Here is a 17,098-nt window from a genome sequence, read left to right as displayed (position 1 = left end):
GCTACTTGAGCGACCAGTCCGTCCAGCCCGCGAACCAGTCTTCCTCTCCCGAGCCCACCGGCCCGACGGCTCCGATGAAGGTACCGCCAATGGCATCGAAGAAGCCATCGTTCGGCGGCATGGAGGGCCGCACCTGGCCGTTGGCGGCCGGCGAACCGACGCGGGGCCGGAAGTTCCGCTCCGGATGAAGGAGCGAGTACGGGCAGAAAAGGCAGGCGTCCGAGGGCGCCTCGCCGATCATCGGGTCCACGCCGATGTGAATGTCCGTACTGCCGCTAACAAAGTCGACGGTGGAGATCGCTGCCGCGGCATCGTCGCTATCGGGACGGAATTCGCCCTCGCAGCCAGCGACGCTGCAGTTGTCGTTGATGAGCCCGCTCCCGAGGGTAAGCGCGCCGCCGGCAATCTGCTCGAACGTCGCCGCGTGGTCAACGTCGATCGACGCCTCCTTGAAGCCGGTCACGATGAAGTTCCGGATCGTCGCAGCGGTGCCCTCGCGCAGCAGGATGCCGATGTCGCTCTCCGAACCGGGAAACTCGTACGGGTCGCCAATGAGGGTCAGGTTGTAGATGGCCGGGTTCGACCGCGGCGTCAGATCGTTCGCGTCGCCGTTGTTGTCCGCCTCGATCCCCTGGTCAGCATCATCTCCCATCTGCAGGGCGAGCAGGAACTGCCCCTTGCCCTGCCAGCCGTCGGTCCAGTCGAAGCTGTCGTCCGCAATGGCGAAGCACACGACGTGCTTCACCTCGACCGTGCCGCCGTAGAACTCCAGCCCGTCGTCCTTGTTGAGCTTGACCATCACATGGTCCACCTCGGTCATGCGGCCCACGCCCTGAAACGCGATCCCGTTCAGCTCGTTGTCCGGGCTGAACTCGGTGCCCGCGAACTCGACGCGCACGTAGTAGAGGTGCCCGCTGTCGTCGTCGGGGTTGGTCCCGCCGTAAACGCCGGTGTCGCCCTCGCCTTCAGCCTCGCCGCCGGGGACGTTGAGCGGCGCATTGCCGTTGATGATCAGGCCGCCCCAGTCGCCCCGCGCCCGCTCACCCACGAGCTGGTCACTCGTCATGACGATCGGGGCGGCCGCCGTGCCGTTGGCGAGGATCTGCGCCCCGCGGCTGATGACGAGCGTGCCGTTGGTTTCCGACTGGCCGTAGATCGTCGTTCCGGCCTCGATCGTCAGCCGCGCCGGCGCCTCCACGAACACGGCGCCGTTCAGCAGGTAGACATTGTTCGCCGTAAGGGTCGTGTCGGAGGTAATCCGGCCGCTGAGCTGACAGCGATTCTCCTCGCAGACGATGTTCGACTGGGATGTGACGGCGCCGCCGCTCCAGGCCGCCGCCACCGCGATCAGTGCCGCCGTGAACAGATGGCGCGCCGCACGCCTCGGGAGGGAATTCGAAGCCATTGGGTTCATCGTTGCCTTTCTTGTCCGGGCTGCTAGGGGTGGTAGGTGACGCCGAAGCTCACCGCACGCCCGAGGTGGTAGGTCCGCTGAACCGGAGCATCCGGGCCCCTGCCCTGCGTGAACCTGTAGTCCTGATCCGTCAGGTTCGTGAACGCCACCCGCAGGCTCGCGCGGGCGAACCGTCTCGACAGGACGAAGTCGAGAGAGTGGCGACCCGTCTCGATGATGTCGGGCAGACCAAGCGACCCGACGTCGCTGATCCGGTCGTCGAACCAGTTCCAGAGGAGACGGCCGGAGAAGCCCATGCCGCGCACTTCGACCATGGCGTTGAACAGGTTCGCCGAGGTGCCGGCCAGCGGGCGGACAAGCGACGTCTGGACCTGTCGGGCGGCAGGGGAAAGCGTCACCTCGGAGTCGACGTAGGTGTAGTTGATCCCCGTCAGCACGAACGGAGTCAGGAGCTTTCGCGCCTCGAGCTCGATGCCGGCGTTGTTCGCGGTGTCCGCATTCGTGAACGATGTCCGCAACTGCGCCGTAGGTTCGACCGTCCGCTCAATCGGGTCGTCGAACTGCTTGTAGAAGAAGCTGGCCGAGAAGACTTCCTCTGCGCCCGGGAACCACTCCCACCGCACGTCGACGTTCTGGATGAGCGACTGGTTCAGGTTCGGGTTGCCGACGATGGCGCGGCCGCCTACGACGTCGGTGAACTCGAACGGCGACACCTCGCGGAACTCCGGCCGATTGACGGTCTGGCTGTAGCCGGCGCGGATGTTCTGGTTCGGGCTGACGGCATACACGAGATTGACCGCCGGGAAGAGGTTCGTCTCGTCGAGCGACGCGCGCTGCACGTCGGCCGACCGCTGATCGATGGTCCCGGAAAAGGGGTCGAGCGTTTCGACATCCTGCCGGAATTGTTCGATGCGGGCGCCGGTCACGAGGCGGGCGCGGGCCGACAGCGGCAGGTCGACCATGCCGTAGAACGACGTGACTTCCTGCGCCGCGTCGTAGCGGTCGGTGCCCCGGGTTTCCTCCTTGAGCTCGAACGCCTCGCCGATGTTCGCGGCCGAGAAGAGCTGCTGTGCGGGAAGCGTCAGATCGATGCTCGAAACCTCGCCGGGCTCGATGCCGAGCCGAGCCGCGAGGCGCGGATCGCTGAGGGCCTGGGCACGGAAGCCGCCAGCGGTATTCCGCGGCACGAACCGCAGCCGCCGCGACTGGAAGTCACGCTCGCGGTCGATGTAGTTGCCGCCGAACTTCACTTGCGACGCCAGGCCGTTCCACTGTTCGAAGAGCGCACTCCAGTTGGCGCCGAACTCCAGGCTGTCATCCGTCAGGTCGTTGAACTGACGCAAACCGCTCTGCGACTCGTCGGCGAGCACGAAACCCTGCAGCGCGGGATCGGACTCGTAAAGCACCTCGCGCAGGTCCGGCTCGGCGCGGTCGGCGCGCGAGATGGCCACCTTCCAGTCGAGCCGGCTGTTCGACAGCGCGGGGAACAGGTGGTCGCCGCCGAAGTGGTGGCTGAGGATCTGCTCCTCCACCCACCAGAGCCGCTGGTTCCGGATGTCGTTTCCGGCGTCGGCGTTGTACCCCTCGAACGTCCGCGTCTCGTTGGTGCCGACATGCGTCAGGAAATTGTCGAAGTGGAGCCGCTGGTTCGGCGTGAACTGGTAGGCGACGTTGGCGACGCCGCCCACCGTGCCCGCCTGCTCGGTTATCTCGAAGTCGTAGGGGCCGTTGAATGGCGCGATGCCGCCGCCCGCGCCCACCTTGTAGAACGTCTGCCGCTCTGTCGAGTACTGCGAGCTCTGCGAATGGCGCAGCGTCGCGACCACGCCCAGCTTGCCGAAGCGCCCGCCGAACAGCGCGTTGTAGGACTGGTCGAGTGGCAGTTGCTGCCGGACCGGATCCCAGACATTCGAAAACTGCTCGCCCAGCCGCTCCAGATCCGCCGCGGTGAAGCCAAGCCCTTCCGAGAAGCGGCCCGCGCGGGTCACCTTTCGGTCCGGGAAGCCAGCCGGCAGCGACCGCGTGCCGTCGTCGTAGCCCGCCCAGTCGTTGGCGCCCCCGAGATAGCCGAGGCCCATCGCCCCGGTGGTCAGGCTGTTCCAGCCGCCGCCCGCCGAGATCTCGAACGACGTGGCGTCGGGCAGCTTCATCGGCACGATCTCGACGAGGCCGCCGGCGAACTGCGACGGCTTGTCCGGCGTGTAGGTCTTGCTCACCTGCACGCTGTCGATCAGGCCGCTCGGGAAGAGGTCGAGCGGGACGACCCGGCGGTCGGGCTCGGTCGTCGGCAGCGTCGCGCCGGCCAGCGTCGTGTTGCTGTAGCGCTCGCCGAGGCCGCGGACGAAGACCGATTGCCCCTCGACAACCGAGACGCCGGTGACGCGCTGCATCGCGTCGGCGGCGTTCGAGTCGTTGTTCGCCGACATCTCGATGGCGCCGATATTGTCCTGCACCGCCGGCGCCCGCATCCGCATCATCATCTGGGCCGCGGCGGTCGACGAATCGGCTTCGATCGTCGCGGCGGCCACCGTCACTTCTTCCGCGAAGACGTTTGACGTCAACGCCACTTCGACCGACGTGAGCTGACCGTCCACGACCTCGATGCCCACCGCCTGCTCCGCGTAACCCGCCATGACGATGCGGAGCTCGTAGGTTCCGGCCGGTAACTCGAAGCGGAAGCGGCCGTCGAGGTCGGTGTAGGCAATGTCGGTCGTGCCGACCACCTCGACGGGCACGCCAGGCAACGTGATCGCCAGGTTCTGATCGCTCACTTCCCCGGCCACGATGCCCGTTTCCTGGGCCCATGCCGGCGCCGGCGCGAGTAGCGTCAACGCGAACAGGGCGGCTGCCATCCTGCGCATGTGATTCAGTCCTCCGAATGTCCTCGAGCAACACGCCCGGGACCCGGCGAGGCCCGTCTCGAGCGTCGTTGAAAGAAACGATAGCTATGCGGTGTAACCGGTCCGTGACCGGACGGTAAATTCAACGTAAACGGTTGTATTCCCCGGCGGAGGCGGGACGTACGGGGGCGAGGACGCCGCCGTCAAATAATAGAGATTTATTAGACAGTAATATTTATAACCTTGACTTACCGGCCGCAGGACAGGCTACAGTAGGAAAGGCACAGGGACACCGGGGGTTTGGTGATGGCAGCAGACCGACTGATCATCTTTGACACGACGTTGCGGGACGGCGAGCAGTCGCCCGGCTTTTCGATGAACACGGAAGAGAAGATCCGGCTGGGACGGCAAATCGCGACGCTCGGCGCCGACATCATCGAAGCGGGCTTTCCGATCGCGTCCGACGACGACGCGCACGCCGTCTCGCGAATCGCTACCGAGATCCAGGGACCGGTGATCGCGGCGCTGGCCCGCTGCAACCCGGCCGACATCGACCGGGCGGGCGAATCGCTTGCGCCAGCCACCCGGTCGCGAATCCACACGTTCATCGCCACTTCCGACCTGCACCTCGAGCGGAAGCTGCGGATCAGCCGGGAGCAGTGCCTCGCCGCGGTGACCGCCGGCGTCACCCAGGCGCGCAGCTACACCGACGACGTCGAGTTCTCGGCGGAGGATGCGACGCGCAGCGATCTCGACTTCCTCTGCCGGGTAGTGGACGCCGCGATCGCCGCGGGCGCGACCACCATCAACCTGCCGGACACGGTCGGCTACTGCACGCCCGAGGAGATAGAGGAGTTCTTCACCGACGTTCGCGGCAAGGTGCGCGACGCCGACCAGGTGATCTTCAGCGCCCATTGCCATGACGACCTGGGGCTCGCGGTGGCCAACTCGCTGGCCGCCATGCGGGCCGGTTGCCGGCAGGTGGAATGCACGATCAACGGCATCGGCGAGCGGGCGGGCAACGCTTCGCTCGAAGAAATCGTGATGGCGACGAAGGTGAAGCCGGAGCGCGTGCCGTTCCGAACGTCGATCACGACGACCGAGCTGGTCCGGACCAGCCGCCTGCTCTCCGAGCTGACCGAGCAGCCCGTGCAGGCGAACAAGGCCATCGTCGGGCGCAACGCCTTCGCCCACGAAGCGGGCATCCACCAGGACGGCGTCATCAAGGATCGCCGAACCTACGAGATCATGAAGCCGGAAGACGTCGGCGTCGAGTCGACCCTCGTCCTCGGCAAGCATTCCGGCCGGCACGCCGTCAAGAAGCGGTGCGAGGACCTCGGCTACACGTTGAGCCGGTTCGAACTCGACCGTGTCTACCGCGAAGTGATCGCGCTCGCGGACCGGCAGAAGACGGTGGAGGACGACGACGTGGCCGCCATCGTGGAGCGCGTCCGGGCGGCGCTCGGCGATGCACCGGCGGCCGCCGTCCTGGCGGGCGACCGCGCCTGATCCGGCCGCCCGTCATGCACGCCACCATTGCACTGCTTCCGGGCGACGGTATCGGCCCGGAGGTCATCGACGCCGCAGAGGCGGTCCTCGATGCCATCGCGGACCGTCACGGCCACACCCTGATCCTTACCCGCTCACCGTTTGGGGCCGCCGCGCTGCGCAACGGCGACCCGCCGCTGCCGCCTGAGACCCTCGAGACGTGCCGCAACGCCGATGCGGTCCTGCTGGGAGCCGTCGGCGATCCGGAATTCTCGGAGGGCCCGCGCGAGCGGCGGCCCGAGACCGGACTGCTCGAGCTGCGCAAGGCGCTCGACGTCTGGGCGAACCTCCGGCCGGCGCTCATCTGGCCGGGTCTCGAAGCCGACTGTCCCCTCCGCCCGGATCGGATCGCCGGCGTCGACCTGCTGATCGTCCGCGAACTGATCGGCGGCATCTACTTCGGCGAGCCCCGCGGCCGGAACGCCGACGGGACCGCGGCGTTCGACACGATGCGCTACAGCGTGCGCGAGGTAGAACGCATCGCGCGCGTGGCGTTCGAGGCGGCCCGCGGCCGGCGGCGGCTTGTGACGTCGGTCGACAAGGCGAACGTGCTGGAGTGCTCGAGGCTGTGGCGCGAGGTGGTGACCGCCGTCGCCAGCGACTATCCCGACGTCACGCTTGAACATCAACTGGTCGATTCGTGCACCATGCGCCTCGTCACCGAGCCCGCGTCGATGGACGTGCTGGTCGCCGGCAACCTCTTCGGCGACATCCTCTCGGACGAGGCGGGAGCGGTGGTCGGCTCGCTCGGGCTGCTGCCGTCCGCCAGCATCGGCGGCGACGGCGGCCTGTTCGAACCGGTCCACGGCTCCGCTCCCGACATCGCCGGCCAGGACAAGGCGAACCCGATCGGCGCCATCGCTTCCGCCGCCATGCTCCTCCGGCACGCACTGAACGCGGACAAGGAGGCGGCCGCCATCGAAACGGCCATCGGCGCCGCCCTGGCCGACGGCTGCCGCACGGCGGATCTGCCGGCGGCCAACGGGGCGCCGCCGATCGGTTGCACCGCGATGACCCGGGCGATCCTCGATCGCCTGCCGTAACGCGAGTCCGGGAAGGCGGCGGCCAGGACGCGCCGCGGCTTAGAAACCGGTGGCGTAAGGGAGCGAGCCCGCGACGCCGCGCACGTCTTCGAAGTCGTCGAGCAGGAGGCCGGTCGCGTCCCACTGGCCGGTCAGCAGCGCATGCCGGACGGCGTCGGGGACGGCGAGCTCCACGCTTCGGCCCGCCGCGACGATCGTGAGCCCCTCGACGCTCAGCGTCATTCGGGTCGACGGCGCCTTCTCCGCCAGCGACTGCAGGAAGGCGATGTCCTGCGCCGACGCGGTGGCGCAGACCAGGCCGATAGTCGTCGAGTTCCCCAGGAAGATCTCGGAGAACGACTCCCCGACGCACGCGGCGATGCCGCGCCGCTTCAGTGCCTGCGGGGCATGCTCGCGCGACGAGCCGGAGCCGAAGTTGTCGTTCACGACCAGGATCGCCGCGGCGTCATGGACCGGATTCGCGAACGGGTGGTCCGGCATCGACTCCCGATCGTCCTCGAACGCGTGCGCGCCCAGGCCATCGAAGGTAATGGCCTTCAGGTAGCGCGCCGGGATGATCCGGTCGGTGTCGATGTTGTTGCCCCGAAGCGGGAGAGCGGTTCCCTCGATACGGTCGATCTTCCTCTCGCTCATGCCTTCGTCTCCTCCACGCTCGCGCGCCCTGGCGGGCGCGTGAAAGTCCCGGCGGCGCGAAACTCCTACGTCGCTAGTTCTAGTTGAGCATCCCCCGCACGTCCGCCACTTCGCCGCTGACCGCGGCGGCCGCCACCATCGCCGGGCTCATCAACAACGTCCGCCCCGTCGGGCTTCCCTGGCGTCCCTTGAAGTTGCGGTTGGAGGACGATGCACATACCTCGCGTCCGTTCAGCCGGTCCGGGTTCATCGCCAGGCACATGGAACAGCCCGCCCCACGCCACTCGAAGCCGGCTTCCGCGAACACCTCGTGCAGCCCCTCCGCCTCGGCCGCCTGCCGCACCTGCTTGGAGCCCGGCACGGCGAGCGCGCGGACGTGCGGCGCGACGCGACGTCCACGCACTACCCGCGCTGCCTCGCGCAGATCGGAAAGGCGCGAGTTGGTGCAGGAGCCGACGAAAGCGACATCCACCTTCGTCCCCGCGATTGGCGCGCCGGCCGCGAATCCCATGAACTCGAGCGCCTCTCCGACCGCGTCGGCGTCGACGCCGGCGGCGGCCGGATCGGGGATCCGCTCCGTCACCCCGACCGACTGGCCCGGGTTGATTCCCCAGGTGACGCGCGGTTCGATCGCGGGGCCGTCCAGCGTCACCACGTCGTCGTACGCCGCGTCCCCGTCCGACGCCATCGACCGCCACCAGGCGCACGCCCGGTCGAAGGCGTCGCCGGACGGCGCAAGGGGACGTCCCTTCAGGTAGGCGAACGCCGTCTCGTCCGGGTTGACGTAGCCGATCCGAGCGCCGCCCTCGATGGACATGTTGCAGATGGTCATCCGCTCGTCCATCGACATCGCGTCGATCGCCGCGCCGCCGTACTCGTACGCGTAGCCGACGCCGCCGCGCACCCCAAGCCGCGCGATGATCTCCAGGATGACGTCCTTCGCGTAGACACCTGCGCCGAGCGTGCCGGTCACGTTGATGCGCCGCACCCTGAGCGGATCGATCGCCAGGCACTGCGACGCCAGGACGTCGCGCACCTGCGACGTGCCGATGCCGAACGCCACGGCGCCGAACGCGCCGTGGGTGGACGTGTGGCTGTCCCCGCAGGCGATCGTCATGCCCGGTTGCGTCAGGCCGAGTTCCGGGCCGATCACGTGGACGATCCCCTGCCGGTCGGTCGAGAGGTCCGAGAACGGAATGTCGAATTCCCGGCAGTTCCGCTCGAGCGCCGACATCATCTGCTCGGCCAGATCGTCGGCGAAGGGACGCCGTTGATCGAGCGTCGGGATGATGTGGTCGACCGTCGCGTGGGTCCGCTCCGGGAAGGCGACGCCGATGCCGCGCTGGCGCAGCATGTCGAACGCCTGCGGCGACGTCACCTCGTGAACCAGATGGAGGCCGATGAAGAGCTGCGTTCTCCCGTCGGGCAGCTTCCGTACCGTGTGGAGGTCCCACACCTTCTGCAAGAGTGTCTGTGCCATGCGGCTTCTATTCTCGCAGACGCCGGGCGGCGGCGGCCCCTTCGCGCTCGCGCCGCTGGCGCCGGACGAAGACGAGGGCGCCGAACGCCACGACCGGGACGGGCGGCAGGAGGATGGCGAAGGTCTTGATGGTGGTCTGTATGCGCCGGATCTGTGACTCCATCGTCTCGCGGCTCGCCTGCACGCGCGTTTCCTTCTCGGTGTTGATGTTGGTCGAGAGCACCTCCAGCCGGCGGTTCTCCACCTCCTCGAGGTTGCGCACCATGATCTGCTTCGTCTGCGCGTCGATATCGGTCCGCGCCTGCAGTTCGGCGACCCGGTCGTTCAGCCGCTGCTGCGCCTCGGTGAGGGCCGCCTCGGCGTCCGCCTCCGCCTGCTGCTCTTCGGCCGTCCGCTGCTCGATGAACTCGGCGGTCTGCGCCTCCACCCGCTCGAGCGTCCGGTGGCGCGCCCGGCGGCTGCGCAGATCGATGAACGCGTCCTCCTCGAGGAGCGTGTCCATGGCGTTCAGAAAGAACGTGATGTTGTCGAAGTTCAGCCCGCCTGGCGCTTGCTCCCGGATCTGGAAGAATTGCTCACCGATGATGTCGAGGTCGGCGACGACGATGATGTCCAACTCGTCGCTGCCAGCGGACTGCACGCGGGCGGCGACGATGTAGTCGTCGTCATCCTGCTCGCGCGGCGGGCTCGGGTTCACCTGCGGCCCGAACGGCGTCCCGCGCACCAGCGAGAAGTACCCGTTGGTGCCAGAGATCCGGCCGGTCCGCAACAGCGGCTCGAACGTCCAGTCGGTTTCGTCGGCCGCGTGCAGGAACCCGGGATAGAGCAGCACCAGCTCCTGCAGTTGCGACGTCATCGGGTTCTCGGTGTTGAACGTCGCCTCGTTCTCGTTTCCCGCCCCCAGGAAGACGACGTCCTCGGGCATATGGGCGAGGTCGGGGTGGGGATTGTAGCTGTCCCACACGATGCGCGTCGGCTCCCAGTCGACGCCGAGCGTGCCGATCCATTCGCGGACGTTGCCGCGCGGACCGGGCCGGGCGCCCGACTGTCCGTAGGTGAACGGGTTGCCGTCGCCCACCCACTCGGTGGGCGAGATCGTCGGGTCCACCGCCGGCAGCGGATCGACCAGGATGAGGGCCGGCTTGCCGGACCGGATGTAGTCGGCGACGAAGCCCTGCTCGTCGGTCTGGAGCGACGACGGCAGCGGCACCAGCAGCGCGTCCACTTCCTGGCGGATCTCCGCCTCAGGACTGATCTCCACCACGTCGTACTGCTTCCGCAGCTCGGCGATCACCGACCACTGGGGCGTGAACTGACTCTGCTGGAAGTTGGTGCCGCCGAACAGGTTGGCCATCGTGGCGACGACGCCGACGCGCTTCCGCTCGGTCCGGGCGACCACGCGAATGCTCCGCATGATTTCGTACTCGGCCGGCAGCCCGACGTCGAAGAAGCCGATCACCTGCTCCTCGGCGCCACAGGTGAAGGCCAGGCCCAGGAATAGCTGTTCCACCTCGGATCGGGCCGAGCTGACGTTCCGGACAGGGCGGGGCAGGATGCCGAACGTCTCGCGCGCCTCGCGCGCCGCGTCGGTGAACGGCTCGGTGTCGTGGATGAGAACCTCGACGCGCGGGCCCGCGATGGCGTCTATCTCCTCCAGAATGCTGATGATGTTCGACCGCGTCTGCACGAATGGCTCGGGCGCGGTTGGCGAGATGTAGGCCTGGATGAAGACCGGCCGGTCCGCCGGCAGCTCGTCGATCAGGGCGCGGGTCTCGGGGCTGAGTGAATGGAGCTGCTCCGCCGTCACGTCCAGCCGGACGCTCGCGCGGCCGACGAGCACGCCGACGCTCACCAACGCCACCGCTACCGCCGCCGCGCGCACGACGTGATGCAGCCAGAGCGGGTAGCCGCCTGCTCTGGGCGCCCAGTGGCGACGGCTCAGCACCAGGACGTTGAGATAAAGGAAGAACGCGGTGACCGCATCGAAGTAGAGGATCGCCGTCAGGCTGATGATCCCCTTCGCGAAGTCGTCGAAGTGGAAGAAGACACCGAGAGCGTTGGCCGGGCCCTCGAGCGCCGGCAGCGCCGCGCCGACGGCGTCGCCTACCATCACCAGCGCCGTGCAGAAGAGCGCGCCGGCGATGAACGCCACTGTCGCGTTGCGCGTCAGAAGCGACGCGAGCATGCCGACCGCGATCAGCGCGCCGCCGGCCAGCCAGTAGCCGGCGTAGTTGCTCAGCATCAACCCCAGGTCCGGACTCCCGAGATAGAAGAGGACGAGGACGTAGCTGAGCGAGAGCCCGAGCGAGACGGTATAGATGCCGAGCACGGCCGCGTACTTCCCGAGCACCACCTCCAGGTCGGTCGCGGGCAGCGTCAGCAGCAGCTCGTCCGTCCCCTGCTTCTTCTCCTCCGACCAGACCCCCATCGTGAGGGCGGGCACGAAGAAAAGAAGGAGGTAGGGAAAGACACTGTTCAACTGATCGAGGTTGGCGAGATTCTGCAGGAAGAAGCGGTCTTGCCAGAACGCCGCCGCCGCGCTCAGGAAAATGAAGAGCGTTATGAAGACGTAGCCGCTCGGACTGCTGAAGTAGAGCCGGAGGTCGCGACGCGCCACCGCCCTCACGACCGCCGCATTTACTCGGGGCAGCATCGTTAACCCGTTGCCTCCTCTTTCTCCGCGCCCGCGTCTGCCTCTGCCTCCGCCGCCTCCTGCGCTGGCTCGCCGCCGGACGCATGGTCTTCGCCGCCGTCACCGGGCGCCGCGCCGCCGCCAGTCAGCCGGTAGAACGGCCGCTCGAGCGATCCACCCTCCGCCAGCTCGTCCACCGGCCCGTCAAAGAGCAGCCGACCGTTGTTGACCAGCAGCACGCGATCCGCCACCGCCTCCGCCTCGTGCAGGATGTGGGTCGAAATGAGCAGCGTCTTGGTCCGGCCAAGCCGCTGGATGTTCTCGCGGAACTGCCGGATCTGGTTGGGATCGAGTCCGGCGGTAGGCTCGTCCATGATCAGCACCGCGGGGTCATGCAGCAGGGCCTGGGCCATGCCGACCCGCTGCCGGTAGCCACGCGAGAGCTTGCCGATCGGCTTTTCCACCACCAGCTCCAGGGCGCAGAGATCGATCACGTCTTCAATCCGCGTCTTGAGGCGTTCCGCCGGCAGCTCGCGCGCTTCGCCGAAGAAGCGCAGCAGCTCGAGCGGCGTCATGTCCGGATAGATCGGGCCGTTCTCGGGCAGGTATCCCAGGTGGCGCGATGCCGCGATCCGGTCGCCCAGCACGTCGTGCCCGGCAATCGCCCCCGATCCCGCGCTGGGGGCGAGATAGCCGGTCAGCATCCGCATCATCGTCGTCTTCCCGGCGCCGTTCGGCCCGAGGAAGGCCACGACCTGCCCCTGGGGAATGACGAACGAAATGTTCTCGACGGCGACAAACGGCCCGTAGTACTTCGAGAGCCCCCGCGCCTCGATCATCGGCGGCGGCGCCGCAGCGAGCGCAACCTTCGAGTCGAGGGTCGGATTCTCGAGTGGTGTCGGGTCCGGCGGCGGAGTTTCGTCCGTTGGCAGCATGAAGTCCGGCGGCGTGATCTCAGCCGAAAAAGCATAGCTAGGCGCGCGGTCAGGGTTCAACTGCTTCGAAGTCGCGCCATGTCCGGAACTCCCGGCGCAGGGTCCGGCTGAACAGGACGCGGGTGTCGCTGTAGCTTTCGAGCTGAATGCGAGCCCACATGTCATCGTCCCCCAGGATCGGACGGCGGTCCAGCGAGCCCCGCGCACGGTTGATGACGCCCAGCAGCCCCCACCAGAGGCGGACCGGCTGGATGAGTTCGAACTCGACGCGAGCCGGCTCGAACGTGGCGCGGTCTACCCAGACGAAACCCCGCGCGCTATTGAGGGCGTAGTCGATGCGCCGGACCACCGGCAACCGGCCGGGCCGGGGACGGAACGAGATCCGGTAGCTGGGCCGGTTTCGGAACGTTTCCTCCCCCTCCAGCGTGAAGTGATAGCGGGCGATCAGCGCGTCGTCAAAGACAATCGAGTCCGTGCTCCCGTCATCCTCCGGAAGCGTGCCCGCCTTGCGGCGTTCGACTACTTCCTTGCGGAATTCCGCCTCGCGTTCCGCCTCCCAGCCCTGTTCCTCCTCGCTGAGCAAGCGGCCGTTGATCATGAAGAGGCGCTCGAACGGTTTCCCTTCGATCGGGATCACCTCGTAGTCGCCAAAGCTCTCGTTCTCTACATCCCCGTTGGCATGGAATCGGCGTACTTCCCTTCTCATGCGGGAGCGGAAGCGAGCATCGACTTCGGTCTCGTTGTACCAGTTGATGCGCTCGATCACCTTCTCCATCAGCGCGTACGCCTCGGTTCGATCGACCTCGCCGCCTTCCCGCGACTGGGCGGAGAGTTGGCCGGCAGCCGCCCAGACGAGCGTCAGCGCACCGATGAGCGCAAGCGCACCCTTGTGGGCGCGCGTGAGCGCACGAGCCGTGCCACGCCGCATGACAGACATTCTGTCCGATGGGCGGCTCCGGCGGGAAGGGCGCGGCTACTCGACGACGCGCAGCGCGCCGCGAACCACCACTTCCCGGCGGCCGGAGGAGGCAATCAGCTCCCCAACCACTTCGTACTCGCCAGCCGGGAACCCATGCCATTCGAAGGTGTGCACCTTCTGGGATTCCGCGCCCGTGAGCCAGATGGTGGAACTGCGATAGTGATTGCCGGACTCGGCGGTGATGCGGAGCTCCTCGGTGTCGGCCGTCGGCTTGATCTTGATCTCGATCTCGACCGTGCCGGGCGACTGCACCACCAGGGGCGCGGGTGTCACCTGAGGTTCGGCTACGCGCGTGACGATTGGCGGCTCCGGCTGCTGTAACTGCAACTGCAGCGCAATCGGGTCCGTGGCCGCGAGCGGGGCTGCAAACACCGCTACGAGGCCGATCCAGAGGGCAAAATGCAGCAACTGACGCATGCTTTCACCTCCTGTCGTCCTGCCCTGGGCAGGCACTGGCGCCCACAGGGGCGTAAGTTACTATAGTGTTACGGATATGTAAATGAGATTTAACATTGGCGCCAGGGCCTGACTGCCTGCGGTGGAGCGGCGCCGTTCGAACGCAGCGGCGATTTCACCGCAGGCGACCGGTCTTCTCAGTGGAAGTCGCGGCTGCCGGCACTGGCCGGCGTGGCCTCGAGACGGGGCGCCCAGAGCGTATCGGCGACGATGTGGACGACGCCGTCGGTTGCCTGCAGCCTGCCGGTCACGCCAAGGAAGGTCGCGGTCTTCGCCAGGACTGCATAGCGTTCGAACACCCGCTTCCAGATGACGAGGTTGACGAAGCCGGTCTCGTCCTCCAGCGTCATGAAGGTGACGCCCGACGCGGTGGCGGGGCGCTGCCGGCAGATCACCAGGCCGGCGTAGCGAACCTCCTGGCCGTCGCCCATGGTGGCGACGGTGCAGGCGTCGGGCAATTGCTGCGCGGCGAGCGTGCCGCGCAACGGCGCTAGCGGGTGACCGGCGGTGCTGTGGCCGTTCGCGGCATAGTCCCAGCCAATCGTTTCCAGTTCGTTGAGCGGATCGAACGCCGGAGTCGTCTCGTTCGGGACGACCCGCAACGGCGTCGCGGGCGTGGCGGCCAGTCCGCGCGCCTCCCAGAGCGCCGCCCGGCGCGCTTTCTCGAACGGGGCGAAGGCGCCCGCTTCAGCCAGGCGGCGGAGCGCGGCTTCGTCAAGGCGCGCGCGGCGCGCGACGTCCGCCATTGACGTGAACGGGTGCGCGGCGCGCGCCCGGGCCAGCGGTGCGAAATCGCGCTTCTCGGAGATGCCCTTCACGTAACGGAAGCCCATCCGCACGGCGTAGCGGGGGGCGGCCGCGGCGGACTGTCTTGCCGGCCTGGAGGCCGGCGCACCAGTGGAGGCCGCAGCCTCCAGCGTGCAGTCCCACTCGCTGGCGGTGACATCGACCGGGCGCACCTCGACACCGTGGCGGATCGCGTCATCGACAATCGTCGCCGGCGTGTAGAAGCCCATCGGCTGCGCATTCAGCAGCGCGCAGGTGAAGACGTCCGGGTAGTGGCAGCGGAGCCAGGCGGCGCCGTAGGCGATAAGCGCGAAGCTGGCGGCGTGGCTCTCCGGAAAGCCGTACTCGCCGAAGCCGCGGATCTGCTCGAATACCCGCTCGGCGAACTCCGGCGCGATCCCCTTCGCCGCCATCCGCGAGACGAGCCGTTCGCGGTGCCGCTCGATGCGGCCACGCTGCCGCCACGCCCCCATGTCGCGCCGCAGTTGATCCGCCTCGCCCGGCGTGTAGTCGGCCGCCACCATCGCCAGCCGCATCACCTGCTCCTGAAACAGCGGGACACCCAGCGTCTTCCGCAACACCGGCTCGAGCGACGGATGGGGATAGATCACCGGCTCCTCGCCGTTCCTGCGCCGGAGGAACGGATGCACCATGCCGCCCGTGATCGGCCCGGGCCGGACGATGCTGATTTCAATCACCAGGTCGTAGTAGCAGCGCGGCCGGAGCCGCGGCAGCATCGCCATCTGGGCGCGGCTTTCGATCTGGAAGACGCCGACCGTATCCGATCGGCAAACCTGATCGTAGGTGGCGGGATCGTCCTGCGGGATCCGGTCGAGTGACAGCGACCGGCCATAGTGACGCTCGAGCATGCGAAAGCCGAGATCGAGCTGCGTCAGCGCGCCCAGGCCCAGCAGGTCCACCTTGAAGAGGCCGAGATCCTCCAGGTCCTGCTTGTCCCACTGAATGACGGTCCGGTCCGCCATCGTGGCGTTCTCGATCGGAACCAGGGTGTGCACCGGCTCGTGCCCCAGGAGAAAGCCGCCCGGATGGATCGACAGGTGCCGCGGCATGTCCTGAATCTCCGACGCCAGGCGGAACAGGTGGCGGGGCGCGGGATCCGCCGGGTCGAAGCCGGCGCGCGCGAGCTGCGCCTGGTCGAGCCGGTCATGGTGCGACAGCAGCCGCGCGAGGCGGTCGGTCGCGCCGGCGTCGACACCGAGCGCCTTGCCGACTTCGCGCACCGCCGAGCGGCCGCGGTACCGGACGACGTTCGCCGTCAGCGCCGCATGGTCGCGGCCATACGTCCGGTAGACATGCTGAATCACTTCTTCGCGGCGCGCGTGCATGATGTCGAGGTCGATGTCGGGGGGCTCGTGCCGCTCCCGCGAGAGGAAACGCTCGAACAGCAGCTCGACGCGGGTCGGATCGACCGAGGTGATCCCGAGGCAGTAGCAGACGGCCGAGTTCGCCGCCGAGCCGCGCCCCTGGCAGAGGATCCCCTCGCGCCGGCAGTACTGCACGATCTCCTGCATCGTCAGGAAGTAGCCGCCGTAGTCGAGCTCGTCGATCAACGCCAGTTCCCGATCGATCTGCTCGCGGATCGCGCGCGGCGCGCCGCCGACATCGCCCGCCCCAAAGCGCTCGCGCGCACCGCGCAGCGTGAGCTCGCGCAGCCAGGAGGAAGCGGACCGGCCGTCGGGCAACCGCTCCGCCGGGTAGCGATAGCGGAGCTCGGTGAGTGAGAACGTGCACTGCCCCGCCACCTCGCGGGTCCGCTCGACGAGCGCCGGTGCGTCGGCGAAGAGGCGCGTCATCGCGTCGGGCGACTTCAGGTCATGCTCGGTGTTCGGCTTCGTCAAACGGCCGGAAGTGGTCAGCGTGACGCCGTGCCGGATACAGGTGAGGACATCCTGCAGATCGCGCCGCGCCGCCGTGTGGTACAGCACTTCGGTCGTGGCCACGAAGGGGAGGCGGGCACGTTCGGCATGGCGGCGCGCGCACGCTTCCTGACGTACCTCCTCCGGGCGGCGGTGGCGCGGAAGCATCACGTAGAGGCGCTTGCCGAACGCGTCGCGGAGCATGCCGGCGACGGCGGCCGTGCCGGCGACCGTGTCGGTGGCGGCGTGCGGGTCGCTGTCGTGGACCAGCAGGCTGCCATCACCGCCCCAGAGCGCGATCAGGCCTGGAGCGTGCTCGCACAGTTCCCGCCAGGTGACGATGGACGATCCCTTCGGGCAGCGGCGGCGGCCGGTGGTGATCAGGCGGCAGAGGTTGGCGTAGCCGGCGCGGGTCGCGGCGAGGAGGACACAGGTGGAGGTGGGGGCGGTGGTGGTGGACGGTGCCGGCCTGGAG

11 protein-coding genes are annotated in these 17,098 nt (G+C 67.9%); 2 read left to right on the top strand and 9 right to left on the bottom strand.

Going from position 1 to position 17,098, the window contains the following annotated elements; all coding sequences use genetic code 11:
• Position 1: 1 nt before the first annotated feature.
• Both F4Y45_00070 and F4Y45_00065 read right to left on the bottom strand, forming a co-directional pair.
• Positions 2–1,405: a hypothetical protein gene (locus tag F4Y45_00070; GenBank protein MXY22909.1), complete on the bottom strand. Its 1,404-nt coding sequence runs from the start codon at positions 1,403–1,405 to the stop codon at positions 2–4.
• Positions 1,406–1,437: 32 nt separating this feature from the next.
• On the bottom strand, positions 1,438–4,275 hold the full coding sequence (locus F4Y45_00065) for an outer membrane beta-barrel protein (protein ID MXY22908.1): 2,838 nt from the start codon (positions 4,273–4,275) through the stop codon (positions 1,438–1,440).
• Positions 4,276–4,560: 285 nt separating this feature from the next.
• Between F4Y45_00065 and F4Y45_00060 the strand changes: the two genes are divergently transcribed.
• Both F4Y45_00060 and leuB read left to right on the top strand, forming a co-directional pair.
• Positions 4,561–5,763 carry a 2-isopropylmalate synthase gene (locus F4Y45_00060; protein MXY22907.1) on the top strand — a complete coding sequence of 401 codons (1,203 nt, stop codon included), beginning with the start codon at positions 4,561–4,563 and terminating at the stop codon, positions 5,761–5,763.
• Between the two features lie 14 nt (positions 5,764–5,777).
• On the top strand, positions 5,778–6,845 hold the full coding sequence (gene leuB, locus F4Y45_00055) for a 3-isopropylmalate dehydrogenase (GenBank protein ID MXY22906.1): 1,068 nt from the start codon (positions 5,778–5,780) through the stop codon (positions 6,843–6,845).
• A gap of 39 nt (positions 6,846–6,884) precedes the next feature.
• Here the strand turns inward: leuB and F4Y45_00050 are convergent, their stop codons facing one another.
• The 7 genes from F4Y45_00050 to dnaE all read right to left on the bottom strand — a co-directional run.
• The gene (locus tag F4Y45_00050; protein MXY22905.1) at positions 6,885–7,478 is read right to left on the bottom strand and encodes a 3-isopropylmalate dehydratase small subunit; all 594 of its coding nucleotides are present in this window, start codon (positions 7,476–7,478) and stop codon (positions 6,885–6,887) included.
• Between the two features lie 79 nt (positions 7,479–7,557).
• Entirely contained in the window at positions 7,558–8,958 is a 1,401-nt protein-coding gene (gene leuC, locus F4Y45_00045; protein ID MXY22904.1) for a 3-isopropylmalate dehydratase large subunit, read from the bottom strand.
• Positions 8,959–8,965: 7 nt separating this feature from the next.
• Entirely contained in the window at positions 8,966–11,611 is a 2,646-nt protein-coding gene (locus F4Y45_00040) for an ABC transporter (protein ID MXY22903.1), read from the bottom strand.
• 2 nt (positions 11,612–11,613) lie between these two features.
• Complete coding sequence (locus tag F4Y45_00035; GenBank protein ID MXY22902.1) at positions 11,614–12,429, bottom strand: ATP-binding cassette domain-containing protein; 816 nt, start codon at positions 12,427–12,429, stop codon at positions 11,614–11,616.
• A gap of 145 nt (positions 12,430–12,574) precedes the next feature.
• Positions 12,575–13,453, bottom strand: coding sequence for a hypothetical protein (locus tag F4Y45_00030; GenBank protein MXY22901.1), 879 nt, complete (start codon positions 13,451–13,453; stop codon positions 12,575–12,577).
• Positions 13,454–13,498: 45 nt separating this feature from the next.
• On the bottom strand, positions 13,499–13,921 hold the full coding sequence (locus tag F4Y45_00025; protein MXY22900.1) for a hypothetical protein: 423 nt from the start codon (positions 13,919–13,921) through the stop codon (positions 13,499–13,501).
• 176 nt (positions 13,922–14,097) lie between these two features.
• The coding region (gene dnaE, locus F4Y45_00020; GenBank protein ID MXY22899.1) for a DNA polymerase III subunit alpha at positions 14,098–17,098 on the bottom strand (3,001 nt) is incomplete at its 5' end.

The organism is Acidobacteriota bacterium, assembly GCA_009838525.1.
Taxonomy (GTDB): domain Bacteria; phylum Acidobacteriota; class Vicinamibacteria; order Vicinamibacterales; family UBA8438; genus VXRJ01.
The sequence above is the reverse complement of the archived record's forward strand: the minus strand, read 5'-3'. Positions and strand labels throughout refer to the sequence as shown.